Raw genomic sequence first — 22,976 nt, forward strand, 5'->3', positions numbered from 1 at the left:
GCCCGCTAGCGCAGGTCCGGGGTGTGCCACCCGCCGGCCAACGCGTCGGCGTCCGCCGGACCCCAACTGCCCTTCTCGTACGACTGCACCGCCGCCGGCAGATCAAGGATCGGCTCGACGATGCGCCACTCCTGCTCGATCGTCTCGGCCCGCGCGAAACGCAGGTGCTGCCCGTCCATCGCATCGTCGAGCAACCGCTCGTACGCCTCCTGCCGGCGCCCCAGCGCGGCCCCGAAGTCGACCGACAGGTCCACCGGACGGCTCGCCACCTCGGCACCAGGGCTCTTCGCCTGGATCGACAGGGTGATGCCGTCACCACGCCCCAGGCGGAACCGCAGCAGGTTCGCGGCGGTCGCGGTGCCCCGCTCGGCCGGGATCAACGCACGCCGCGGCTGCTTGAACTCGACCACCACCTCGGTCGCCGTGCCCGGCAGGGACTTACCGGTCCGCAGGTAGAACGGCACACCCGCCCAGCGGGGGGAGTCGACGGTCAACCGGGTCGCCACGAACGTCTCCGTGTTCGAGCCCGCCGCCACGCCCGGCTCGTCGCGGTAGCCAGCGTACTGCCCGCGGACGGTGGACTCCGGCGACAGCGGCGCGACCTGCCGCAGCACCGCGGCCTCCGCCTCCCGGAACGCCGCGGTGTCCTCGCTGGCCGGCGCCTCCATCGCCAGGAGCGCGACGACCTGCAGGATGTGGTTCTGCAGCACGTCGCGGGTCGCGCCCACCGTGTCGTAGAACCCGGCGCGGCCCTGCGTGCCGAAACCCTCGGCGAGGGTCACCTGGATGTTGTCGACGTGCTCGTTGTTCCACAGCGGCTCGAACAACCGGTTGGCGAACCGGAAGGCGTAGAGACCCTCGACGGCCTCCTTGCCGAGGTAGTGGTCGATGCGGAACACGCGCTCCGGCGCGAAGGCCGCGCCGAGCGTGCGGTCCAGCTCACGGGAAGACTCCAGGTCACGCCCGAACGGCTTCTCCACGATCACCCGACCCCGGTCGGCCAGACCCACGGCCGCCAGGCCCTCCACGACGGAGCCGAACACCGCCGGAGGGATCGCCAGATAGAAGACCGGCCGTTCGGCGTCGCGCAGCCGCTCGGCAAGCCGCTGGTACGTCGTCGGGTCCGCGTAGTTGCCGGAGATCATCGACAGGTTGTCCGCCAGCCGATCGAAGGTCTCGTCGTCGACCGCGTCGTGCGCCTCGGTGACCGACTTGCGCGCCATGGTGACCAGTTGCTGGTCATCCCAGGCAGTGCGGGCCACACCGATCACCGGGACGTCGAGACGGTCGCGCCGCGTCAACTCGTACAGCGCCGGAAACAGCTTCTTCGAGACGAGGTCTCCCGTGACGCCGAACAGCACTACCGCGTCTGACCGCATGTGCATGGCACTTCCATTCGATCATCTGGATCTGATCTTCCGAACGGAGAACGGCACGACCTGCTCCGCCATTCCCCGCGAGCGACACACGTGAGGTCGGCGACAACGCCGCCTCGACACGCCCTTACCTTAAGGAAGGTTTACAGTACGGGCAGGGCGCCGGTAACCTGCGAATCAGATCGACAAGCGTCGATCATGACGAGGCCTGGAGGTACCGTGCGCCGCCGACACCCCACCACACGGCTACTCGCCATAGCCGCACTCGCCCTACCACTCACCCTGCCCGCCACGGCAACCCCCGCCACCGCCGCACCCACCACACCAACCCGGCACCTCACCGACGTCATCCCCGCACCCGTCGAAACCCGACCCGACACGCACAACGCGTTCCGGATCACCCCCCTGACCGTCATCCGCACCACCCCAGGCTCAACCGCCGCCCGGCACATCGGCAACCAACTCGCCACCACACTGCGCCCCGCCACCGGCCACCCCCTGCCCGTCGTCCCCGCACGCTCCACCCCGCTACCCGAGATCGCCCTACTCATCGGCGGCGCCGACAACCGCATCGGCCAACAGGGCTACCAACTCGACGTCACCCGCCGCGGCGTGACGATCCGGGCCAACACCCCCGCCGGACTGTTCGCCGGCACCCAGACCCTGCGCCAACTCCTCCCCGCCGAGATCGAGGCACCCAACCGGCAGCGGACCACCTGGACCGTCCCCGGCGGACGCATCGTCGACTACCCGCGCTTCGCCTACCGCGGCGCGATGCTCGACCTCGCCCGGCACTTCCACACCGTCGACGAGATCACCGCCTACGTGGACCTGCTCAGCCAGTACAAAATCAACTACCTACACCTGCACCTCACCGACGACCAGGGCTGGCGCATCCAGATCGACTCCTGGCCCCGCCTCACCACCGTCGGCGGAGGACCCGGCACCGGAGTCGACGGCGTCGGCCCCGGATACCTCACCAAGGCCGACTACCAGGCAGTCGTCGCCTACGCCGCCGCCCGACAGATCACGATCATCCCCGAGATCGACATGCCCGGCCACACCAACGCCGCCCAGTCGACGTACCCCGAACTCAACTGCGACGGCGTCGCACCACCCCCACGCACCGACATCACCGTCGGCTACAGCTCCCTCTGCATCAACGACGAACTCACCTACCGCTTCGTCGAGGACGTCATCCGCGAACTCGCCGCCATCACACCCGGACCATTCCTGCACATCGGCGGCGACGAAGCCCACGCCACCACCGACGAGGACTACCGCACCTTCATGAACCGCGTCCTACCCCTGGTCGCGAAGTACGGCAAACGCGCCTACGGCTGGAACGAGATCACCCAGGCCGACACCACCACCGAGCACGTCGCCCAGTTCTGGGGCACCGGCACCACGAACGCCAGCCTCGTCGCGGCCGCCGCCCGCGGCACCAAAGTCGTCATGTCACCGGCGAACAAGGCCTACCTCGACATGAAGTACGACGCCAACACCCGCCTCGGCCTACGCTGGGCCGGCCTGATCGAGGTGTCCGACGCCTACGGCTGGGACCCCGCCACCCGGGTCACCGGCATCGGCGAGGACGCCATCCTCGGCGTCGAAGCCCCACTGTGGTCCGAGACGCTGCGCACCCTCGACGACATCGAACACATGGCCTTCCCACGCCTGCCCGCCATCGCCGAACTCGGCTGGTCCACGACCGCCAGCCACAACTGGGAGTCCTTCCGCACCCGGCTGGGGGAGCAGGCACCCCGCTGGCGACTGCAAGAGGTCGACTTCTACCCGTCCCCGCAGGTGCCCTGGCTCTGACCCGTACCCCTGCCCGCTGTTCTGGGGGCACCAGCCGCGTCGGCCGGTTCTGTTGGCCGACCGCACACGCTGCGTGATGGCCGGGCCGAGCACTACCCGCAGTACGATCGTGCGGCACTATTGCAATCGTTAAGGCGCCGCTCGCATGACTGCCAGCTCCGTCGAGAGCCTTCGTCGCAGAGCCGCAGCGAAGGCAAGAGCCTCGCCATGAAGCTCGAACGAACGCGGTGTGTTAGAAGCGTTTGATGCGTACACATTCCGGGCGCGGGATGTCGGCAAGCTTGACACTTCGCGCGAGGTGTACGGTCATGCGCTTTCCACTCAATGGACTCAAGTCGATACCTGGCGCCGACTTCATGATCCAAAGATCCTTGAGCTTCGCCAGTCCGACAAGCGGAGTGAGATCGATCACGTGTTCGTTGCCGATATCCAGCCAACTAAGGTGGGGTAGCTCGGCCAGAGGGCCCAGGTCGGTGACGGACGTCCCTTCAATCGCAAGCTCGCTCAGCGTGTCGATCGAGGCTAGTGGGGCCAAGTCAGTCAGCCACGTGCAGTTGCCTAACGCCAGGTACGTGACCTGATTCAGTTGGCGAATCTTTTCCGCCAGCGCGTGGATCCCCCCGGCGGGCCCTCCGCTTCCCCAAAGTGCCAACTGCGTCAGGTTCTGCAGAGGATCGAGCATGCTCGGATTCCATGATAAGACTGGGCTGACATGCAAGTATTTCAGCGCCCCAAGCTTAGCGACGAGATTTTCACGGACCTCTACTCCATTCAGGGTGAGCCATTCGAGCTGCTTCATCTCGGTGACAGCGGTGAGGTCTTGGTCGGGTGCAAGGCCCCAAAAGAACAGGTGGGCAAGGTTGGACATACTCTGCAGCGCGTGAAGGTTCACCCGTCGCTGATTGGCGTCGAGCCAAATATGGGACAGCTCGCGGTTCTTGGCCAGATACGCAAGGTCGCCATCGAACCCCTTAGCCATCAGATTAACGCCGGTCAGATGCGGCACGTCCGACAGTTGGGCCAGGTCCAACTTCTGGTCGCTGCGGATGACCGTCTTGGCGAGGTGACGTAGCCGGGGCAGCGCAGGGAGCAGGGCTGCGCTGCGGATCGTCACCTCGCCACCCTCAAGAGGTGCGTCAGCAAGGACCCGGTCGGCATAGTCGATGGGGTCGAAATACTCCCACGCCGTGATGAGCTGCTGCTGGACACGAGGGCGCGGGTCGGTGCCGTAGCGGGCGAGGGTGGCGAGCGCATCGGGGCCATTGACCAGCGCCACAGCCCTCACCGTGGCGGCGGCCTGGGCCTCACTCAACGTGCTGAGATCCGCCGGCAGTTCGGCGAGCAGCGGTTCTCCGACGGCCGCCAGGGACCGGGCCTCGGCGACGGACCGGGGCAGCAGCTCGCGCAGGTGGGAACGGATCCGACCGAGGACTTCCGGCTCGACCGCTGGCGCGGTCTCCAGGCACGCCGCGGCGAGCAGCCGCAACCTGCGGGCCTGCTTCGGTCGCTCGTCGGCGAGCGTGAGCAAGCCGGCGAGGAGCTGCCTGCGGACCGGCGCGTTGGCGTGACCGGCGGCCAGAATGATGGTCTCGCGCCAGGTGTCGAGATGGGCGTGCTCAAGGAGGGCACCAGTGTGTCCCTGGTCGGCGGCCTCCCGGGCAGCCAGGTATTCCTGAAAGGTGCGGTGGACGAAATCGATGCGGTCGGGCACCGGCTCACGCAGCACGCCGCTGCGTTGGATCATGTGGTCGAGGACGGCGGCGACGGGGGCAGTGATGTGCCGGATCCCAGCCAGCCGGTGGTCGAAGCGCTGTGTCGCTTCGGCGCGGGTGAGTTCGGTGCGGCTGTTCTGGGTCATCCACCAGGCGACCTCCTGCAAGAGCTGCGCCTGGTCGCGGCTGGTCAGTTCCGGCAGTGCGGTGGGGACGCCGCGCTGGGAGTCGCGGCGATGCAGCAGCATGTCGATGGCGGCCTGGTAGATGTCCATCCGGTTGCGGGGCAGGTTGCTGTCCCGGTCCAGGTTGAGCGCGCACAGCATCGCGCAGAGCAGCGGGCTGCCGGCGAGGTTCTGCAGGTGGGCGCTGCCGTCGAGTTGGGCGAGCAGCCGCTGTTCGTAGCCGGGCAGCAGATGGGGTTCGCAGGGCAGGTCGGCGGCGCGCCGGACGGCTTCGTGCCAGTGCCGGATCAGCGCCTTGACGTCGGCCGGCCCCATCCGCTCCAGAAACACCGAGGTGAACCCTTCGGTGTCCAGCCAGCGGGCCGACGCCGCAGCCGGCCGGGAGGTGACCACGACCCGCAGGTCGGGGTAGGCCGACAGGATCCCGTGCAGCCAGTCGCGGACCGTCCGCCGCTGGCCCTCGGGCACCTCGTCGACGCCGTCGACCAACAGGATCGCCCCAAGGCCGAGTTGGCGATGCACCCAGCCGGGAGGCATCAGCCCGGCGATCGTGGCGGCGATCAGGTCGAGGAACCGTTCCGGGGGAGGCAACGGCTGGGCGACGTGGTCACGCAGCCGGATCAGGAACGGGGTACGCCCGTTCCAGCTGGCGAGTTCCCCGGTGAATCCCTGTCGGGCCGCGGTGACCGCGATCCACTGCATCAGAGTGGTCTTGCCGGAGCCGGCGTCACCACGCAGCAGGACCCGCGCCGCATCGCCAAGGGCCTGCTCGGCCCGCACCGAAGCGCTGTCACCACCGCCGTCCGAGCGCAGCAGGCCGGGATCCCAGCGGAACCCTCCGCGGCGCAGGCTACGGGTGGTGCCGCCGGTGACGGCCAGGCTGATGTACGCGATGCTCAGCGGGGTACGCAGCCGGTAGCGGTGCACGTCGACGCCGAACAGTTCCAGATGATCCAGCACGGTGAGCAGATGGGCCAGGTACCGGGTCTGGAACTGGGCGTCGTGACTGGTTCCGGTCGGGGCGTCCAAGCTGGTAACCGGTAGCCGGGCCAGGACCTCGGTAAGACTGTCGGCCACTGCGGACAGCCGTTCCAAGGTCTGCACAGTGGCGCGGCCCTGGAACGGGGGGAGTTGCACAACCAACTGGGTCAGACAGGTGCAGCATTCGTCGAGGACCCTGCCGTACAGGTGGGTTGCCGCCTCGCTCAGGCCCGCCCGCGCGGAAACGTCGGGCAGTTGCCGACGCAGTCGGGTGGCCATCAGCGCGGGGTCGACGTCGTCGGCGAACACCGCGGCGTCGGACAGGTCCGCGTCGCGCAACGTGTCGGCCACCGCGTTCAGCGCGGCGGCGATCTCGTTGTCGGGGAGCGCCGGCTCCCGGCGGCGAACCAGTGGTTGCAGGCGTTCGTAGACGGTGTCGACGATGTCGTCCAACCGCCGGCCCGCCCGGCGCAGGCCGAGGTCGTCGGTGATTCCCGAGCCGATCAGCTCGACGAGCGGCGTCTCACGTTCTCGCTCTTCCCGGCGGCGGCCCAGCCACCGTTTCACCGCCGGTGTCACCACTGAACCGGCTAGGCGCAGCAACGCTGTCTCGACCATCCCCACGCCGCGTGTCCTCCTGGTCTGCTGTGAGGTCTGACTGGGAACGCCGGCTCCGGGTGTCGAGACAGCGACCATTGATGAAGCTACGTCGTACAGAGATTCATGGCTGTCCCCTGTCCAGCCGTTCCTCGACCGATTCGATAATGCACATTATGTAAAGTCGACCTTATCGGAGGGTCCCCTCGCGCGGTGAGCCGACAGGGGTCAGTCGCGCGTCAGGCCCGGCGGACACGCGTCCTCGTCCGGCCCCACGAGACGCGCGTTGACAAGCGGGTTGCGGTGCAGGGCCGTGAGAACGGTGGCGCTGGCGCCGATGTCGGTCCAGGTGTCGTCCCACAGGGCGGAGACAAGCCAGGAACGGTCCGCCGGGAAGAACAGGTCGGGCAGCGCTCCGTCGCCGCGCATGTGACCGGTCCGCCAGGTGAGGGCCTGTTCCGGCCCGGCCTCGACCAACACGTACGACCAGCCCCAGTAGAGCGACACCCGCCGGGCGTGCGGGAAGACCACGTCGTGGGCACCGGTCTCGAGGAAACCCAGCCACCAGGGCTGATCGGGCGTGCACCCCGCCAGTTCGTCGATCACGGCGTGTTCGTGGGCGTCGAGGTCCACGTCGGCGGGCGGGTGGAACGTGCCGTACGCCTCGAACACCGGCGGGATGGCGGCGGTGACCGAGAAGCCCTGCGTGGTACGCCCGGCGAGCCAGGCGACGTCGTTGGCCGTGCCGACCCGCCAGCGCCGCCCGTCCCTGTCGACCCGGGCCGGGCCGTTCCGGATCGTGGTGTCGTGGGGTGCGGCGACCGATCCGGGTGTCGCCGACGGGGACCACCCGGATCGGTCGGTCGCCCGCCAGCGGTGCCCCTCGGGACAGACCCGTTCCACGAGATCGCCCGAATCCCGGTACACGCTGGGTGCGCCGGGTCGGCCACACTCGGGGCAGGTGGCAGCGGGCGGCGTCATGTTCCGCACGATACGTGTTTCTCGATCAGGGCCACCCGTGTCCGCACCGGTCCGGCCGGTATGGCGACGAGGTGGTGCCCGTGCTCCTCGTACACCTCCTGGTGCAGGCGGGCGAAGGCCCGCGCGTCGGCGTAGCTGATCCGGCGCGCTGCGGTGTGTCGAATGAAACCCAGTGGGCTGATCAGGAACACCAGACGTTGGTAGGTGTGCTCGCGCATGATCCGGTCCACCTCGGCGGTGAGCGCCGGGCCGATCGGTCTGCCCAGGTGACGGGCCAGTGCCAGGGTGCACAGTGGCGAGCGGTCGTAGAACTGGACCGGCTGACCGGCGTCGGTTCCGATCTGCCGGTGGTGTTGCAGCGTGGCGACGGTGTCGACGAAGTCGTTGTGGTGCCACGGTTCCGCGTACCCCTGTGCCTGCCTTTCGGCGATGAGGTCGGTGGCGGCTTCTCGGACGGTGGGGTGTCCCCTGCGGTGCAGGGCCTCGATGGTTGTTGTCTTGCCGGCGCCGGGCGCTCCTGTGAGGACGTATCGCCGGGGTTCTGGCATCTTCTCCCCCTCTGCCGGTCCCCTTCCGGGGAACGCGAGAATGCTGCATAATATCCCTTATGCATGACAAACAGGACGAATCGCTCACAGTGCTGATCGAGGAGTTCCTGACCGCGCGGGCGACCCGTAAGCCCTCCCCGCACACGCTGGCCGCGTACCGCAGGGATCTGCTCGCGGTCGCGGCCCTGGTCGGTGAGGCCCCTCCCCTCCCCCTGGCCACGTTGTCGATCACCGACCTCTCCCCCCGGGTGATGCGGGCGGCCTTCGCCCGGTTCGCCGCTCCCCGGGCTCCCGCGTCGGTGCACCGGGCCTGGTCCACCTGGAACAGTTTCTTCACGTTCCTGGTTGCTGACGGGTTCGTGGCGGGCAACCCGATGCCGGCGGTCGGTCGGCCTCGGGCGCTACTCCCCCAGCCGAAGCCGCTGCGCGGCGCGGACACCCCCGAGGTGCTGCTCGCGTCCGTCGCGCGGGACGACGGGCGGCAGCGTGACCCGTGGCCAGAGCGGGACGTGGCGGTGGTGGCGGTGGCGCTGTGCGCCGGGCTGCGCCTGTCGGAGCTGCTGGCGCTGCGGGTCGACTCGCTCGGCGGTCGGCCAGGTGAGCGGCGGGTCGAGGTGGCGGGAAAGGGCGGGCGACCCCGGGTGGTGCCGATCGAGGCGGACCTGGACCGGGTGCTGCGGGACTACCTGGACAGTCGGGTGCGGCGCTTCGGGTCCCGGTCGGTGCGCCCCGACTCGGCGTTTCTGGTGGATCGGCGGGGTGAGCCGTTGCGCCGTGGGGGCCTGCAGTATCTCGTCGAGTCGTGTTACCGGCGGGCGGGCATCGGTGACCGGGTGCCGCGTGGTGCGCGGTTGCACGCGCTGCGGCACACCTTCGCGACGCGGTTGGCGGAGGACGGTGCGAGCGCGGCGGAGATCATGCGGTTGTTGGGGCACGCGTCGTTGGCGTCGTCGCAGACGTACATCGAGGTGACGGCCGGTCAGCAGCGCGATGCGGTGCGGGCCAACCGGACCAACCGGGCGTTGGCGGGTCTGTTGCCGCCGGGGTGAGTGGGGTCAGTGTGCGCGGTGGCCGGTGCCGTCGGCGGTGACGGGTAGTGGGCCGAGGACGGCGTTGATGATGTGGATGCGGGCGTTGGTGGCCTGGTAGTCGGCGCAGACGGTGTCGGCGCGGTCGGCGAGGCGGGCGGTGGGCCCGGTGCGGGTGACGGTGACGGTGACGCCGTCGAGGGTGGTGGCGGTGCCGGCGGTGGTGAGGTCGGCGATCGGGTGGGTTCCGGTGATGAGGTGGGCTTTCAGCAGGGTGCGGAGCTGGTCGGTGTGGTGGGTCATGAGGTCGTCCCAGTTGTCCTCGGAGAACGTGGCGGCGAAGGCGTCGTCGGAGGGCGCCAGGACGGTGACGCCGGTGCCGGCGGGCAGGTCGGTGAGGACGCCGCTGGTGCGGAGGGCCGCTTCGAAGGTGGTGAGGGTGGGGATCCAGCGCAGCGCCGCCTCGACGGGTTGGCCGGCGAGGTAGCTCGGGTTGCCGGGGTCGGTGCCGGTGGGCAGTGCGGCGCAGAGTGGCCCGGTGACCTGGGGTGCGGTGGTCGGTGGCGCGGTGTCGGTGCGGGGTGCCGCGGGGTTGGCCGTGCAGGCGGTGAGCAGCAGCGTGGGTAGGAGCAGGCCGAGCGTCCGTCGGCGGGGGTGCGACACGGCGGCCTCCACGGTGTGGGGTTGGTGAGGTGCCGGCGGCGCGGGCGTGGGGCCCGCGCCGCCGGCGGGGCGGTTCGTCAGGTGTCTGTCACAGGGTTGCGCACTGGGTGGTGCGGGGGCCGTGGACGGTGTTGGCGATGCCGAGGTTGTGCGGGGTGGGGTTGTTGCCGGTGCAGGTGAGGGGGCCGCGGATGGTGGTGCCGGCCAGCACGGGTGTGTCGGTGCCGGTGGCGTTTGCGGACAGGTCGACGGGCCCGGCGATGGTGGCGTCGATGATGGAGATCGCGTCGGTGGTGGTGGTGATGCGGACCGGGCCGTTGACGGTGCTGTCGGCGAGCAGGACGCCGGCGGCGCCGGTGGCGGTGAGTGGGCCGCCGATGGTCGTTGCGGTGGTGACGAGTGCCGCGCCGGCCCGGACGGTGACCGGGCCGTTGATGGTGGCGTCGTCGGCGCAGGTGAAGCCGGTGACGGCCAGGGGTCCGTTGCGGCGGCCGGTGAGGGTGGGGTAGACGCGTTCGCCGTCGGTCAGTTTCTCGACGGCCGTGGCGTCGAGGAGCAGCGGGATGAGGCCGCGTTCGGGTTGGTTGAGGGGTACGTAGTGGTCGTCGCCGATCGTGATGACCTTCCAGCCGTGGGCGGCGATGCGCGTGGCGACGGTGGTGCCGACGCCGCCGGGTCCGTCGGTGCGGGCGCCGTTGTACTGCGCGTCGGTGAGTTTGTAGGCGCAGGGCGGGTTGTCGAGGATCAGGTCGGCGGGGGGCGCGTCGAGTGGTGGTGGGCTGTCGCCGGGGTGGGGTGCCGGGTGGGCGGGGATGGGGCGGGAGCCGCGGAAGACGAGCCGGCCGGTGTTGGCGGCCTGGGTTTCGATGGCGTCGCTGCGGGCCTTCAGGATGTCGGCGCGGTCGGCGCGGTGGTAGTCGAGGAACTGCTGGAACGTCCACAGGGCGGAGTACGTCTTGCGGCGTCGGTTGTTGGCGGTGTTGCCCTCGTCGGGGCGGGTCTGGCCGCCGGCGCTGCGCAGTTCGAGCAGGGAGTTGGTGACGTTCTTGAGCCCGAGGGTGTTGCGCAGGATGGTTTCCTCGCTGAGGCCGACGTTGCCGCCGCCTTCGCAGCCGTAGGGGCAGGCCCACCAGCCGGCTTCGGCGCCCTTGGCGTACATGTGGCCTTCGATCATGTCCTGGGACTGGTCGAAGATGGGTTGGGCGACGTTCTGGTGTCGGGGTGGGAGCATCGGCAGGTCGCCGGCGCGGGAGTTGCCGAACTCGTGGCCGTCGTAGCCGGCGACGGGTCGGTAGTCGCGGACCATCTCGATGTACGCGGTGGTCTCGGGTTGGCGGATCAGGGAGTAGTCGCGGTTGAGGTCCTGGCCGGTGGAGTTGCCGCGGGTGTTGTTGGCGCGGCCGTCTCCGTTGATGGTGGGGACGATCAGGACGGTGGTGTGGCTGAGCAGGTCGGTGATGCGGGGGTCGGTGCTGAAGGCGAGTTGGCGGGCCATGATGAGGCAGGCTTCGCGGTCGCCGGGTTCGTTGCCGTGCACGTTGCAGTTGATGGCCACGGGTGCGGTGGCGGCGACGGCCGCGGGGGTGGCCGGTGGGGTGGGGTGGCCGATGACGAGCATGTTGATGGGTCGGTTCTGCACGGTGCGGCCGAGTTCGACGACGCGTACGCGGTCGCTGAGGGTGTCGATGGCGGCGGTGTAGGCGTACTCGTCGGTGTCGCTTGTGTACTGCGCGGCGTGGGTGGTTTCCCATTGGGTGCGTAGGGCTTCGCCGGGGGTGTCGGGGTTGCCCCAGGGTGCGGTGGTGGTGGCGGTGACCGGGTCGGAGTAGGGCTGTTCGGTGGTGCCGGTGCGGGCGCGTACTCGCCATTGGAAGGTGTCGCCGGGGTTGTAGCCGGCGTCGGCGAAGGTGGGTGCCTGTTGGTTGATCTGGCGGTTGGGTCGCCAGATGCCGACGATCGTGGGTGCGCCGGTGGGGGTGGTGGTGGCGTCGACGGGGGTGCGTTCGATCTGGTAGTCGGTGGCGCCGTCGACGGGTTGCCAGGCGAGGGTGGTGTATCCGTCGGCCTGGTGGGCGGTGAGGGTGGTGACCTGCCCGGGTGGGGCGGCGCGGTGGGCGTTGGCGGGGGTGGGCGCGGTGGTGAGGGTGACGGCGATGAGGGTTGTCACGGCGATGGCTGTGGGTCGCTGGCGTCTCATGTGGCCTCCGACGAGGGTGATCGTGGCGCGTATCGACCAGCATGATCGTCGGAGTTCGCCGATGCAATGATCTTGAGGGAATCTTGCGGCTCGGTGGTCCGCTCCCCCGCCGCGCCTTGTACGACGCGGTCTTCAGGGAGGGGGTTGGGGGCGGTGTCAGGCCGGTCAGCGGGCGTGGCGCAGGGCCCAGTCGAGGGCGTCGTCGGCGATGCGCTGCCAGCCCTGCTGGGCGGGGAGCAGGTGTGCGTACCCGTGGTAGAGCGTGACCTCGGTGAGGGTGTCGCCCCGGTAGAGCGCGGCGTTGGCGCGTTGCACGCTGGGCGGCATGATGTGGTCCTCGGAGCCGGAGATGAACAGCAGCGGCGCGCGCCCGTCGTTGTGGTAGTCGACGGCGATGTCCTGGGGGCCGGGCAGCAGGTTGGCCAGGACGCTGTCCCAGAGGATGCCCCCGGCGGCGGGGATGGCGTAGCGCTCGTACAGGGCGCGGGCCTCCTGCTCGTCGAAGGTGTTGGTGAAGGCGTAGTTCCACTGTTCGAAGGTGAAGCCGACGGCGCGGTGCCGGTTGGCGGGGTTGCGCAGCACCGGGAAGGTGGAGCGCAGCTGTGAGAACGGGATGTTCCTGACGCCTTCGGTGGGTGCCGAGTTGAGGGCGACGGCGCTGGCGCCGTACCCCCGGTCGAGTAGCACCTGGGTGAACGCCCCGCCGGCGGAGTGGCCCATGATGATCGGTGGCGTGGGCAGCGCGGCCACCACCGCGCTGAGGTGGTCGATGACCTGCGGCGCGGTCAGTGTCTCCAGGGGGCTGGGGTCGGCGTTGATCGCCTCGACCTCGCCGTCCAGGCCGGGGTAGGTGGGGGTGAGTACCTGGAAGCCCTTGGCCTGGTAGTGGGTGACCCAGTTCTCCCAGCTTCGGGGGGTGACCCAGAACCCGTGGATGAGGACGATCGTGTCTGGCGTGTCGCTCACGGTCAGCTCCGTTGGTGTCGGTGAGCCCACCTTAGACATTCGTGGCACACCCTGGCGGTTGTTCGGGGTGGCGGGTTGTCAGCCGAGGTCGACCAGCAGGGGGCGGTGGTCGGAGATGGTGGATGGTGGTGCGGTGACGGCGCGTACCGGTGGGAGGTCGGCGAGGGCGTGCCGGTCGGCGAGGATGTGGTCGAGTTGGACGCGGGGCTGCCCGGAGGGGTAGGTGGGGCGGCGGCCCAGGGGGTGCCAGCCGGAGATGAGGCGGGCCGCGCCGGCGGGCAGGTTGAGGTCGCCGAGCAGGACGCGGGGGGCGGGGAGCGCGCGTAGGGCGCGGATGGTCTGGCGGAGTTGGCGGGCGTTCCAGCCGGGGACGAAGGACAGGTGGGTCGCGGCGACGGTGAGGGGGCCGTGTGGGGTGTCCAGGACGGCGGCGAGGACCACGCGGGGTTCGTCGTGCAGGAGGATGAGGCCGCCGCGGGGGCCGGGCACGTAGACCGGTGAGCGCACGGGTGCCGGTTTGAGGCGGGTGACCTGCCAGCTGCGGACGGGGTGTCGGCTGATCAGGCCGATGCCGTAGCAGGGTTCGCCGTGGCCGTCGTCGTCGTGGCGCAGTGGGCGGAACTGTTCGCCGGGGGTGCCGACGACGGCGGCGGCGAAGCGGTGGTGCGGTGCGTCGAGGGCGCGGGCGGCGATGGCGGTGAGGTCGAGGTTGCCGCTGCGGTGTTGGTCGCGGTCGACCTCCTGCAGGGCGAGTACGTCGGCGTCGAGGGCGCCGATGGCGGTGGTGAGTCGGGCGGGGTCGACGAGCCCGTCGGTGAGGGATCGTCCGTGCAGCATGTTGAAGGTGGCCAGGCGCACTCCTGCACCTTACGTCCCCGTGGCATGGTTGCCGGGTGGTGAAGGTGTTGCTGTGTTCGGTGCTGGTGTTCGTGGCGGTCGGGGCGTTGGGGGTGTGGTTGCGGCGTACGCGGGGGCGGTGAGCGGGTGAGGCTGGCCACTCGCGTGCCGGTGGGGAGCGCCCCGGTGGGCAGAATTGCCGCCCGTGGACGCCATGACGCTGAGTACTCTGCTGGCCGCCGCGGCGATGGCCGGGTGGGTCGATGCCGTGGTGGGTGGTGGTGGGTTGTTGCTGCTGCCGGCGTTGCTGGTGGCCGCCCCGGGGGTGCCGGTGGCCACCGCGCTGGGCACGAACAAGTTGGCCGCGATCTTCGGTACGTCCACGGCGGCGGTGACGTACGCCCGGCGGACGACTGTCGACTGGCGGGTGGCGGGGCCGGCGGCCGGGTTGGCGGTGCTCAGTGCGGGGGTGGGCGCGGCGTTGGCCGGGGCGGTGCCGGCGTCGGCGTACCGGCCGGTCGTGCTGGTGGTGTTGGTGGCGGTGGCGGTGTTCGTGTTGCTGCGTCCCCGGATGGGGGTGGTGGCGGCGCCGCGGAGACGGACTCCGGTGCGGGTGGGCGTGGTGGTCGCGGTGGCCGGGGTGGGCATCGCCCTCTACGACGGGTTGATCGGTCCGGGTACCGGGACGTTCCTGGTGTTGGCGTTCACGACTGTCGTCGGGGCGGACTTCGTGCACGGTTCGGCGATGGCGAAGGTCGTCAACGCGGGCACGAACCTGGGCGCGCTGGTGGTGTTCGGGGTGACCGGGCACGTGTGGTGGTTGCTGGGCGCGGGCATGGCGGTGTGCAACATCGCCGGCGCGGTGCTGGGGGCGCGGATGGCGTTGCGGCGCGGCTCCGGGTTCGTCCGGGTGGTGCTGCTCGTGGTGGTGGCGGCGTTGGTCGCGAAGCTCGGCCACGACCAGTGGGTGGCCTAGCTGCGGCGGCTGGGTGAGTCGAAGCGCCCTGCGCGGATCTCGCGCAGGGCGCGGCGGCGGGTGTCGCCGCGCAGGGTGTCGACGTAGAGCCGCCCGCCCAGGTGGTCGGTCTCGTGTTGCAGGGCGCGGGCCAGGAACCCGCTGCCAGCGATGGTGAGCGGCTCGCCGTTCTGGTCGACGCCGTGGGCGGTGGCGTGCAGGGCCCGCACGGTCGGGAAGTACAGCCCGGGGATGGACAGGCAGCCTTCCTCGTCGTCCTGGAGTTCGTCGGACAGTTCCAGGGTGGGGTTGATGAGGTGACCGCGGTGTCCGTCGGCGTCGTAGACGAACACCTGGGCGCTGACGCCGATCTGTGGCGCGGCGACGCCGGCGCGGCCGGGCTCGCCGAGCAGGGTGTCCATCAGGTCGGTGACGAGGGCGCGCAGCTCGGCGTCGAAGCTGGTGACCGCTTCACATTCGGTGCGCAGGACGGGGTCGCCGATGATCCGGATGGGCCGCATGGTCATGACCGGCAGCTTATCGCCGGCGGCGGGTTCAGCGGCCGGCCAGGGTGGCGCGGATCGGGGTGACCTTCGCGGCGGCTTCGGCGACCTCGGCGGCGGGGTCGCTGTCCCAGGTGATGCCGCCGCCGGCCCAGGTGTGCAGGCGGTGGCCGTCGGCGGCGGCGGTGCGGATGGTCAGGCCGAGGTCGACGCGGCCCGGGGCGACCCAGCCCAGCGCGCCCATGCTGGCGCCCCGGCCGACGGGTTCGAGGGCGTTGATCTGGGTCAGCGCGGCGTGTTTCGGTGCCCCGGTGACCGAGCCGCCGGGGCAGGTGGCGCGCAGCAGGTCGGCGAGGCCGAGGCCGTCGGCGGCGGCGGCGCGCACTGTCGACTCGGCCTGCCACAGGTCGCACCAGCGGCGGACGGTGAACAGGTCGTCGACGGTGACGGTGCCGGTGCGGGCGACGCGGGCGAGGTCGTTGCGTTCCAGGTCGACGATCATGACGTGTTCGGCGCGTTCCTTCGCGCTGGTCAGCAGTTCGGTGCGGCCGGTGGCGGTGGCCGGGCGGGTGCCCTTGATCGGTCGGGTGATCAGGTGCCCGTCGGTGACCTCGACGAGGGTTTCCGGGGAGGCGCAGCCGATGGCCCAACCGTCGCCGGTGAGGACGCCGCCGTAGCGGGCGCCGGGCAGCGCGCCGAGGCGGGCCAGGGCGGGCAGCGGGTCGCCGCTGTAGGGGGCGGCGGCGTGCCCGACGAGGTTGGTCTGGTAGACGTCGCCGCGGCCGATGGCGGCGCGGACCGCGTCGACGGCGGCGGCGTGCTGCTGGGGGGTCCAGCTCTCGGTCCACTCACCGAGCCACCACGGCCGTGCTGCGGTGGGTCGGGGGGCCGGGGTGGGGCCGTGTTCGTAGACGACGACGGCGAGGTCGGGCAGCCTCGGCGCGGGTTCGGGTGCCCCGGTGGGCGCGCCGGCCAGCAGCGCCCCGGCGGCGGCGGACAGGTAGAGCGCCGCCCCGCAGACCCCGGTGGTGGTGTGCGGGTGCGCGGGTGTGGGCCGGGACAGGTCGTGCAGGGGTAGGCCGTGCGCGGCGAGGAACTCCTCGGCGAGCGCGGCGGGGTCACCGCCGTCACCGCGGTGCCAGTGCAGGCGGGCGCGTTCGGTGCGGGCGCCTCGGCACGCGGCCGGGGCCGCCGGCGCGTCGATCAACGCGGGCACCACCTGTGGGAGCGTTTCCACGCCGTATGGTCCGACCTTCCTCATCCGTTAGGTGGATTTCCGGTGCGACAGACGGGCACCTGCTCGATGCTGGACACTTTCGCTTGGTACTGTGCGTCACTGGTCATGTGAACCATGACACAGTGCCCCCACAGTCCGGAGAACCCGATGTGCCAGCACCAACCGACCTGCCCCTCCGCTGAAGCCACCGACCGGGAAGCCGCGCGAGTGCTCGCTTGCTTCCGTGAGCAGGGCTGGAGCCTGCTCTGCAATGGTGTCATCGTCTTCGAGGACACCGGCGAGCTGCTCCCCGACGGCAGCAGCATCGCACCGCACCGCGGCCCCGCCCGCCACGCTCTCGTGGCCTGACCGACCACTCAGCGTCACCGACTAGCCGCCTTTCGATCCTGGCCGCGTCCCCCGGTAAGGGACGCCACGCCAGGTCGCAGCGGCTGCCGGGGCGGCTCGCAACCGCCCGCCCCGGCACGCCCGTCGCCAAGCTCAGTCTTCGAACGCCTCCGGCGACGGGCACGAGCAGACCAGGTTCCGGTCGCCGTACGCGCCGTCGATGCGCCGCACCGGAGGCCAGTACTTCCCGGCCCGGTCCACCCCGGCCGGGTACGCGCCCACCGAGCGCGGGTACGGGTGCGACCACTCGTCACCGCTGACCATCGCCGCGGTGTGCGGCGCGTTCGCCAGGGGGTTGTCCCCCGCCGGCCACTGCCCCGAGGCGACCTGCTCGATCTCCGCGCGGATCGCGATCATCGCGTCGCAGAACCGGTCCAGCTCGGCCAGGTCCTCGCTCTCGGTCGGCTCCACCATCAGCGTCCCCGCGACGGGGAACGACATCGTCGGCGCGTGGAAGCCGTAGTCGATCAGCCGCTTCGCCACGTCGTCCACCGTCACCCCGGTCGCCTTCGTCAACGGCCGCAGGTCGAGGATGCACTCGTGCGCCACCAGGCCCTTGTTACCGGCGTACAGCACCGGGAAGTGCCCCCGCAGTTTCGCCGCCACGTAGTTCGCGGCGAGGACCGCCACACCTGTCGCCCGGGTCAGCCCCTCGGCGCCCATCATCCGCAGGTACGCCCACGGGATCGGCAGGATGCCCGCCGACCCGTACTTCGCCGCCGAGATCGCCGGCGTCGCGTCGACGTGCGCGCCCAGCGGGTCACCGGGCAGGAACGGCGCCAGGTGCGCGCGCACCGCCACCGGACCCACACCGGGGCCACCGCCGCCGTGCGGGATGCAGAACGTCTTGTGCAGGTTCAGGTGCGACACGTCCGCCCCGAACTTGCCCGGCTTCGCGAACCCGACCAGGGCGTTGAGGTTCGCCCCGTCGACGTACACCTGCCCGCCGGCGTCGTGGACCTTCGCGCACAGCGACGCGATGCCGGTCTCGTACACGCCGTGCGTCGACGGGTACGTCACCATGATCGCGGCGAGCGCGTCCCGGTGCTTGTCGATCTTCGCGTCCAGGTCGACGAGGTCGACGTTGCCGTCGTCGTCGCAGGCCACCACGACGACCCGCATGCCGGCCATCACCGCCGACGCCGCGTTCGTGCCGTGCGCCGACGACGGGATCAGGCACACGTCGCGGTGCGACTCCCCCCGCGACGCGTGGTAGGAGCGGATCGCCAGCAGACCGGCCAGCTCACCCTGCGAACCCGCGTTGGGCTGCACACTGACCGCGTCGTAGCCGGTCACCTCGGCCAGCCACGACTCCAGCTGACCGATCATCTCCCGGTACCCGGCGGTCTGCGTGTCCGGCGCGAACGGGTGGATGTTCGCGAACTCCGCCCAGCTGACCGGCTCCATCTCGGTGGTCGCGTTCAGCTTCATCGTGCACGACCCGAGCGGGATCATGCCCCGGTCCAGGGCGTAGTCGAAGTCCGACAGCCGCCGCAGGTAGCGCAGCATCGCCGTCTCCGAGTGGTGGCTGCGGAACACCGGGTGGGTGAGGAAGTCGGTGCTGCGGGTCAGGCCGGTCGGCAGGGCCGCGTCCACGTCGCCGTCGAACGCCGGCACGCCGAAGGCCTCCCACACCTGGGTCAGGTGCGTGAGGGTGGTCGTCTCGTCGCAGGACACCCCGACCCGGTCGGCGTCGACAAGCCGCAGGTTCACGCCCCGCTGCGCGGCCGCCGCGACGACGGACGCCGCCCGGCCCGGCACCGACGCGGTGACGGTGTCGAAGAACGCGACGTCCGCGACGTCCACGCCACCGGCGCGCAGCCCGGCCGCGAGCCGCGCCGCCATGTCATGGGTACGCGACGCGATGTCCCGCAGCCCGTCGGGGCCGTGGTAGACGGCGTACATGCCGGCCATCACCGCGAGCAGCACCTGCGCGGTGCAGATGTTGCTTGTCGCCTTCTCCCGCCGGATGTGCTGCTCACGGGTCTGCAACGCCAACCGGTAGGCCGGGTTGCCGGCCGCGTCACGCGACACCCCGACGAGGCGCCCGGGCAGCATCCGCTCCAGGCCCGAGCGCACCGCCAGGTAACCGGCGTGCGGCCCACCGAAGCCCATGGGTACGCCGAACCGCTGGGTGGTGCCGGCGGCGATGTCCGCGCCGATCTCCCCGGGGGCGCGCAGCAGCGTCAACGCCAACAGGTCCGCAGCGACCGTCACCAGGGCACCCACGGCGTGCGCCGCCTCGACGAGACCCGCGTGGTCGCGCACCGCACCCGACGCCCCCGGGTACTGCAGGTGCAGGCCGAAGAACTCCGCCGGCAACTCGTCGCGCGCGACGTCGAGGACCCGCACGTCGATGCCGAGCGGCACGGCCCGGCTGGTGATCACCGCGATGGTCTGCGGCAGGGCGTCGGCGTCGACGACGTACACCGGGCTCTTGGTCTTGGAGGCCCGGCGGGCGAGGGTCATCGCCTCCGCCGCCGCGGTGCCCTCGTCGAGCATGGAGGCGTTCGCGGTGGCCAGCCCGGTCAGGTCGGTGACCATGGTCTGGAAGTTCAGCAGCGCCTCCAGGCGGCCCTGGCTGATCTCCGGCTGGTACGGCGTGTACGCCGTGTACCAGGCTGGGTCCTCGAGGACGTTACGGCGGATCACCGCCGGGGTGTGCGTGCCGTGGTACCCCAGACCGATCATGGAGACGGCGACGGTGTTGCGCGCCGCGAGGGCCCGCAGCTCGGCGATCGTCTCGGCCTCGGTGGCCGGGTCGGGCAGGTCGAGGGTGCCGTGCCAGCGGATCACCTCGGGGATCGCGGCGTCCATCAGCTCGTCGATCGAGTCGTGCCCGACGACCTCCAACATCCGACGCTCGTCGTCGGGGCCGGGACCGATGTGGCGGGTGGCGAACTGCTCTACGGTCATCAGGGGCACTCCCGGGGCGAGGTCGACGTGTCGGCCTCCCCCTCTGTCGCACCCGCAGGGGCGCTCCACAGTGCCTGCCCACGAGGTCCTTTTGCCTGAGAGGTTCCGGGGAGGATTTGCCCCTTCGGCGCCGCCCTGCGTGCTGTCGGGCGGTCTCTCCCACGTGGGTGTTACCGGCGTTCCCAACGCTACCAGCGTTGGTGTTTCCGGCAGATGTCCTACCCCCGCCGCCGGCTGGGGCCGGCTGTCACACCCCCAGCGGTGTCCCGGCGCCGACCCGCGCGGCCACCTGCGGCAGCACCGCACCCAACGGGGCGTCGACGCACAGGGTGGCGTGGCCGTCACCCCGGGTCGGCCCCTGGTTGACGATCACGACCGGGATGCCCCTTTTAGCGGCCCGAATCACGAAACGACGCCCCGACATCACCGTCAACGACGACCCCAGCACCAGCACCGCGCGAGCCTGCTCCACGGCCGCGAAACACCGCGCCACCCGCTGCGGCGGCACCGTCTCACCGAAGAACACCACGTCCGGTTTCAACATCCCGGTGCCGCAGATCCCGCAGTCCACCGTCCGGAACGCCGCCACCTGCTCATCGGGGAGATCAACATCACCGTCCGGGTTGACGGCGGCGGCGCGGGCCACGAAGTCCGGGTTGGCCTCGCGCAGCCGCCGGTCCAACTCCTCCCGGGAAGTCAGGTTGCCGCAGTCCAGGCAGGTCACCTCGTCGAGGCGACCGTGCAACTCGATCACCGACGTGCTGCCGGCCGCGCCGTGCAGACCGTCGACGTTCTGGGTGATCACGGTGTCGACAAGCCCCGCGTGTTGCAGCCCGGCCACCGCCCGGTGCCCGGCGTTGGGCGCCGCGCCCGCGATCAACCGCCACCCCAGGTGACTGCGCGCCCAGTAGCGCCGCCGGGCCAGGGGATCACGGGTGAACGCCTGGAACGTCATCGGCGTGTGCCGGCGCGCCACCCCGCTGGGCCCCCGGTAGTCCGGAATACCCGACTCGGTGGACAGGCCGGCGCCGCTGAGCACCACCACCTGACCACCGGCCACCAGCGAGGCCAACGCGTCGAGACTCTCCATCACCTCTCCATGCTGCCTCAACCCGTCCGCTAACGCCGAACCCCGCACCGGGTGATCGGACCCACCCGGCGCGAGGTTCGGCGACGGCGGCCGGATAAGGCCGACGGCTACGCCGCGACGACGTCGGCCACGACGCACGCGACGTTGTCCGGTGCACCCTCGGCCCGCGCCAGAGCGATCAACTCCCGCACCGTGTCCTGCGGCGCGGCAGCAGCCACCAGCACCGAACGCAGGTCGGCCCGGTCGACGACCGCGGACAGCCCGTCGGAGCACAACAGATACCGGTCACCGGGCAACGCGGTACGCAACGCCAGGTCCGCCTCGACCTGCCGACCACCACCCAGGGCCCGCACCAACACCGCGCGCTGCGGGTGCGTCGCCGCCTGCTCCCGGTCGAGCCTCCCCTGATCCACCTGGGCCTGCACCCAGGTGTGATCCTGCGTGAGCAGGGACAGCTCACCACCGCGCAGCAGGTACGCGCGGGTGTCACCGACGTGCACCAACGCCAGCCGGGAACCGCTGAACAGCAGCGCGGTCACCGTGGTGACCGGCTGGTCGGCGTCGGTCGCCAACCCCTGAACGGCGCGGTCCGCGTCGCTAACCGCACCGGCCAGCACCGTCAGCAGGTCGGTGGCCGGCACGTCGGCGACGCCCAACGGCTTCAGGGCGTCCACCGCAGCGGCGCTGGCGGCCGCGCCACCCGGCCCCCGCATACCGTCGGCCACCACGAGCAACCGCTCACCCGCGTACGCGTTGTCCTCGTTGCTGTCGCGCACCAGCCCGGTGTCACACCCGGCGGCGCCGCGCAGCGCAACCGGGGAATTCGGCTCAGACACGGTGGTACCTCCTTCAGACAGGTGGTCCACGAGGACAGTGGCGAGCCGGGCGCGCGCCGCGGTGTCGGCGCTGACCTCCCGCCAGTACTCGGCGATCGCCGCAGCCGCCGCCGCGGGCTCCAGAGCACACACGACCCGGACCGTCGCCAGCGGCATGCCGAGCCGACGCAGCTGCGCGACCAGCCGCGCCACCGGCACCTGAACCGCGTCGTAGAGCCGGTAACCGGACTCCGGGTCGACCGCCGCCGGCACCAACAGCCCCACCCGGTCGTACAGGCGCAACGCCTTCGGCGTCAGCCTCGCCGCCCGGGCGAACGCCCCGATGGTCATCAGCCCCACGTCGACACCCTCCTCGTGCCGGCCACGGCGACCGGCACCCGCCACCCTCAGGGTTACCCGAAGGTCAAGGTCAAGCCGCCCACCCCGATAGGTTGGGCGCATGCGCGTCGTCATCGCCGGAGGCCACGGCAAGATCGCCCTGCTACTGCAGCGTCACCTCGTCGATCGCGGCGACACCGCCGTCGGCCTCATCCGCAACCCCGACCAGGCCGCCGCGCTGCTCGCCGCCGGCGCCACCCCCGTCGTCTGCGACCTGGAACACACCGACGTCACGCAGCTCGCCGCGCACCTCGCGCACGCCGACGCGGTGGTCTTCGCCGCCGGCGCCGGCCCCGGCAGCGGCGCCGCCCGCAAGGACACCGTCGACCGGGCCGCCGCCGCGCTGCTCGCCGACGCCGCCACCCGCGCCGGCGTGCACCGCTACCTGCTCGTCTCCTCCATGGGCGTGGACAACCCACCCGCTCCCGGCAGCGACGACGTGTGGGCGGCGTACCTGCGGGCCAAACGCGCCGCCGAGGACGACCTGCGCGGCCGCGACCTGGCGTGGACGGTGCTGCGACCCGGCCGGCTCACCGACGACCCACCCACCGGACGGGTCACCCTCACCCCCCACGCCGGCCGTGGCGGGATCAGCCGCACCGACGTCGCCCACGTCCTCGCCGCCCTCCTCGACGAACCACGCACCACCGGCACGACCCTGGAACTCGTCGACGGCCCCACACCCATCGCCGAGGCCATCCGCGCCGCCACCACCTGACGCACTGCCAACGGCGGGGTCAGCCGTGACGACTTACCTGACGCCGGCCCGCCGGCGACGGGAA

The 22,976-nt window shown here is 71.0% G+C and carries 18 protein-coding genes and 1 riboswitch; of the genes, 5 read left to right on the forward strand and 13 right to left on the reverse strand.

Features of this window, described 5'->3' with window-relative positions:
• Positions 1-5: 5 nt before the first annotated feature.
• Positions 6-1,385 (reverse strand): glucose-6-phosphate dehydrogenase, encoded by a 1,380-nt coding sequence (gene zwf / locus ACWER9_RS00990; RefSeq protein ID WP_452299835.1) that lies wholly within the window; start codon positions 1,383-1,385, stop codon positions 6-8.
• 210 nt (positions 1,386-1,595) lie between these two features.
• On the opposite strand from zwf, the gene ACWER9_RS00995 reads away from it, so the two are divergent.
• Positions 1,596-3,197, forward strand: coding sequence for a beta-N-acetylhexosaminidase (locus tag ACWER9_RS00995; protein ID WP_452299836.1), 1,602 nt, complete (start codon positions 1,596-1,598; stop codon positions 3,195-3,197).
• 232 nt (positions 3,198-3,429) lie between these two features.
• On the opposite strand, the gene ACWER9_RS01000 is transcribed toward ACWER9_RS00995, so the two are convergent.
• From ACWER9_RS01000 to ACWER9_RS01010, 3 genes are all read right to left on the reverse strand, one after another.
• Positions 3,430-6,693, reverse strand: a complete 3,264-nt coding sequence (locus ACWER9_RS01000) for an NACHT domain-containing protein (protein ID WP_452299871.1) — start codon at positions 6,691-6,693, stop codon at positions 3,430-3,432.
• A 207-nt stretch (positions 6,694-6,900) separates the two neighbouring features.
• Positions 6,901-7,653, reverse strand: a complete 753-nt coding sequence (locus tag ACWER9_RS01005; protein WP_452299837.1) for a hypothetical protein — start codon at positions 7,651-7,653, stop codon at positions 6,901-6,903.
• Positions 7,650-8,201 (reverse strand): AAA family ATPase, encoded by a 552-nt coding sequence (locus tag ACWER9_RS01010; protein WP_452299838.1) that lies wholly within the window; start codon positions 8,199-8,201, stop codon positions 7,650-7,652. The genes ACWER9_RS01005 and ACWER9_RS01010 overlap by 4 nt, the downstream gene beginning before the upstream one ends.
• A gap of 59 nt (positions 8,202-8,260) precedes the next feature.
• Here ACWER9_RS01010 and ACWER9_RS01015 point away from each other — a divergent pair, with 59 nt between their 5' ends.
• Positions 8,261-9,250 carry a tyrosine-type recombinase/integrase gene (locus ACWER9_RS01015; RefSeq protein ID WP_452299839.1) on the forward strand — a complete coding sequence of 330 codons (990 nt, stop codon included), beginning with the start codon at positions 8,261-8,263 and terminating at the stop codon, positions 9,248-9,250.
• Between the two features lie 6 nt (positions 9,251-9,256).
• On the opposite strand, the gene ACWER9_RS01020 is transcribed toward ACWER9_RS01015, so the two are convergent.
• From ACWER9_RS01020 to ACWER9_RS01035, 4 genes are all read right to left on the reverse strand, one after another.
• Positions 9,257-9,892 carry a fasciclin domain-containing protein gene (locus ACWER9_RS01020; protein ID WP_452299840.1) on the reverse strand — a complete coding sequence of 212 codons (636 nt, stop codon included), beginning with the start codon at positions 9,890-9,892 and terminating at the stop codon, positions 9,257-9,259.
• Positions 9,893-9,980: 88 nt separating this feature from the next.
• Entirely contained in the window at positions 9,981-12,089 is a 2,109-nt protein-coding gene (locus ACWER9_RS01025) for a M14 family zinc carboxypeptidase (RefSeq protein ID WP_452299841.1), read from the reverse strand.
• A 165-nt stretch (positions 12,090-12,254) separates the two neighbouring features.
• Positions 12,255-13,055, reverse strand: coding sequence for an alpha/beta hydrolase (locus ACWER9_RS01030; RefSeq protein ID WP_452299842.1), 801 nt, complete (start codon positions 13,053-13,055; stop codon positions 12,255-12,257).
• A 78-nt stretch (positions 13,056-13,133) separates the two neighbouring features.
• Positions 13,134-13,913, reverse strand: a complete 780-nt coding sequence (locus ACWER9_RS01035; protein ID WP_452299843.1) for an endonuclease/exonuclease/phosphatase family protein — start codon at positions 13,911-13,913, stop codon at positions 13,134-13,136.
• Between the two features lie 193 nt (positions 13,914-14,106).
• Here ACWER9_RS01035 and ACWER9_RS01040 point away from each other — a divergent pair, with 193 nt between their 5' ends.
• Positions 14,107-14,868 (forward strand): sulfite exporter TauE/SafE family protein, encoded by a 762-nt coding sequence (locus ACWER9_RS01040; protein WP_452299844.1) that lies wholly within the window; start codon positions 14,107-14,109, stop codon positions 14,866-14,868.
• Here the strand turns inward: ACWER9_RS01040 and def are convergent.
• A complete protein-coding gene (def, locus tag ACWER9_RS01045; RefSeq protein WP_452299845.1) occupies positions 14,865-15,374 on the reverse strand; it encodes a peptide deformylase in 510 nt (169 codons plus the stop codon). The two genes, ACWER9_RS01040 and def, sit on opposite strands and share 4 nt — an antisense overlap.
• A gap of 28 nt (positions 15,375-15,402) precedes the next feature.
• The gene (locus ACWER9_RS01050) at positions 15,403-16,611 is read right to left on the reverse strand and encodes a chorismate-binding protein (RefSeq protein ID WP_452299846.1); all 1,209 of its coding nucleotides are present in this window, start codon (positions 16,609-16,611) and stop codon (positions 15,403-15,405) included.
• A gap of 123 nt (positions 16,612-16,734) precedes the next feature.
• Here ACWER9_RS01050 and ACWER9_RS01055 point away from each other — a divergent pair, with 123 nt between their 5' ends.
• Entirely contained in the window at positions 16,735-16,935 is a 201-nt protein-coding gene (locus ACWER9_RS01055) for a DUF5999 family protein (protein WP_007460326.1), read from the forward strand.
• Between the two features lie 132 nt (positions 16,936-17,067).
• Here ACWER9_RS01055 and gcvP read toward each other — a convergent pair whose 3' ends face one another.
• The 3 genes from gcvP to ACWER9_RS01070 all read right to left on the reverse strand — a co-directional run bounded on the left by gcvP (position 17,068) and on the right by ACWER9_RS01070 (position 22,155).
• A complete protein-coding gene (gene gcvP / locus ACWER9_RS01060; RefSeq protein ID WP_452299847.1) occupies positions 17,068-19,890 on the reverse strand; it encodes an aminomethyl-transferring glycine dehydrogenase in 2,823 nt (940 codons plus the stop codon).
• Between the two features lie 73 nt (positions 19,891-19,963).
• A riboswitch (glycine riboswitch) is annotated at positions 19,964-20,062 on the reverse strand.
• Between the two features lie 75 nt (positions 20,063-20,137).
• Positions 20,138-20,980, reverse strand: a complete 843-nt coding sequence (locus tag ACWER9_RS01065) for an NAD-dependent protein deacetylase (RefSeq protein WP_452299848.1) — start codon at positions 20,978-20,980, stop codon at positions 20,138-20,140.
• A 107-nt stretch (positions 20,981-21,087) separates the two neighbouring features.
• Positions 21,088-22,155, reverse strand: a complete 1,068-nt coding sequence (locus ACWER9_RS01070; protein WP_452299849.1) for a MerR family transcriptional regulator — start codon at positions 22,153-22,155, stop codon at positions 21,088-21,090.
• A gap of 100 nt (positions 22,156-22,255) precedes the next feature.
• Here ACWER9_RS01070 and ACWER9_RS01075 point away from each other — a divergent pair, with 100 nt between their 5' ends.
• Positions 22,256-22,912, forward strand: a complete 657-nt coding sequence (locus ACWER9_RS01075) for an NAD(P)H-binding protein (RefSeq protein WP_452299850.1) — start codon at positions 22,256-22,258, stop codon at positions 22,910-22,912.
• Positions 22,913-22,976 lie beyond the last annotated feature (64 nt).

The sequence above is a fragment of the Micromonospora sp. NPDC003944 genome (genome assembly GCF_053605225.1).

Bases quoted from the DNA above. Each gene is read 5' to 3' on its own strand.
- ACWER9_RS01025 (WP_452299841.1), bottom strand. From the start codon at position 12,089: ATGAGACGCCAGCGACCCACAGCCATCGCCGTGACAACCCTCATCGCC.
- def (WP_452299845.1), bottom strand. From the start codon at position 15,374: ATGACCATGCGGCCCATCCGGATCATCGGCGACCCCGTCCTGCGCACC.
- zwf (WP_452299835.1), bottom strand. From the start codon at position 1,385: ATGCACATGCGGTCAGACGCGGTAGTGCTGTTCGGCGTCACGGGAGAC.
- ACWER9_RS01050 (WP_452299846.1), bottom strand. From the start codon at position 16,611: ATGAGGAAGGTCGGACCATACGGCGTGGAAACGCTCCCACAGGTGGTG.
- ACWER9_RS01010 (WP_452299838.1), bottom strand. From the start codon at position 8,201: ATGCCAGAACCCCGGCGATACGTCCTCACAGGAGCGCCCGGCGCCGGC.
- ACWER9_RS01055 (WP_007460326.1), top strand. From the start codon at position 16,735: ATGTGCCAGCACCAACCGACCTGCCCCTCCGCTGAAGCCACCGACCGG.
- ACWER9_RS01065 (WP_452299848.1), bottom strand. From the start codon at position 20,980: ATGGAGAGTCTCGACGCGTTGGCCTCGCTGGTGGCCGGTGGTCAGGTG.
- ACWER9_RS01040 (WP_452299844.1), top strand. From the start codon at position 14,107: ATGACGCTGAGTACTCTGCTGGCCGCCGCGGCGATGGCCGGGTGGGTC.
- gcvP (WP_452299847.1), bottom strand. From the start codon at position 19,890: ATGACCGTAGAGCAGTTCGCCACCCGCCACATCGGTCCCGGCCCCGAC.
- ACWER9_RS01005 (WP_452299837.1), bottom strand. From the start codon at position 7,653: ATGACGCCGCCCGCTGCCACCTGCCCCGAGTGTGGCCGACCCGGCGCA.
- ACWER9_RS01000 (WP_452299871.1), bottom strand. From the start codon at position 6,693: ATGGTCGAGACAGCGTTGCTGCGCCTAGCCGGTTCAGTGGTGACACCG.
- ACWER9_RS01075 (WP_452299850.1), top strand. From the start codon at position 22,256: ATGCGCGTCGTCATCGCCGGAGGCCACGGCAAGATCGCCCTGCTACTG.
- ACWER9_RS01015 (WP_452299839.1), top strand. From the start codon at position 8,261: ATGCATGACAAACAGGACGAATCGCTCACAGTGCTGATCGAGGAGTTC.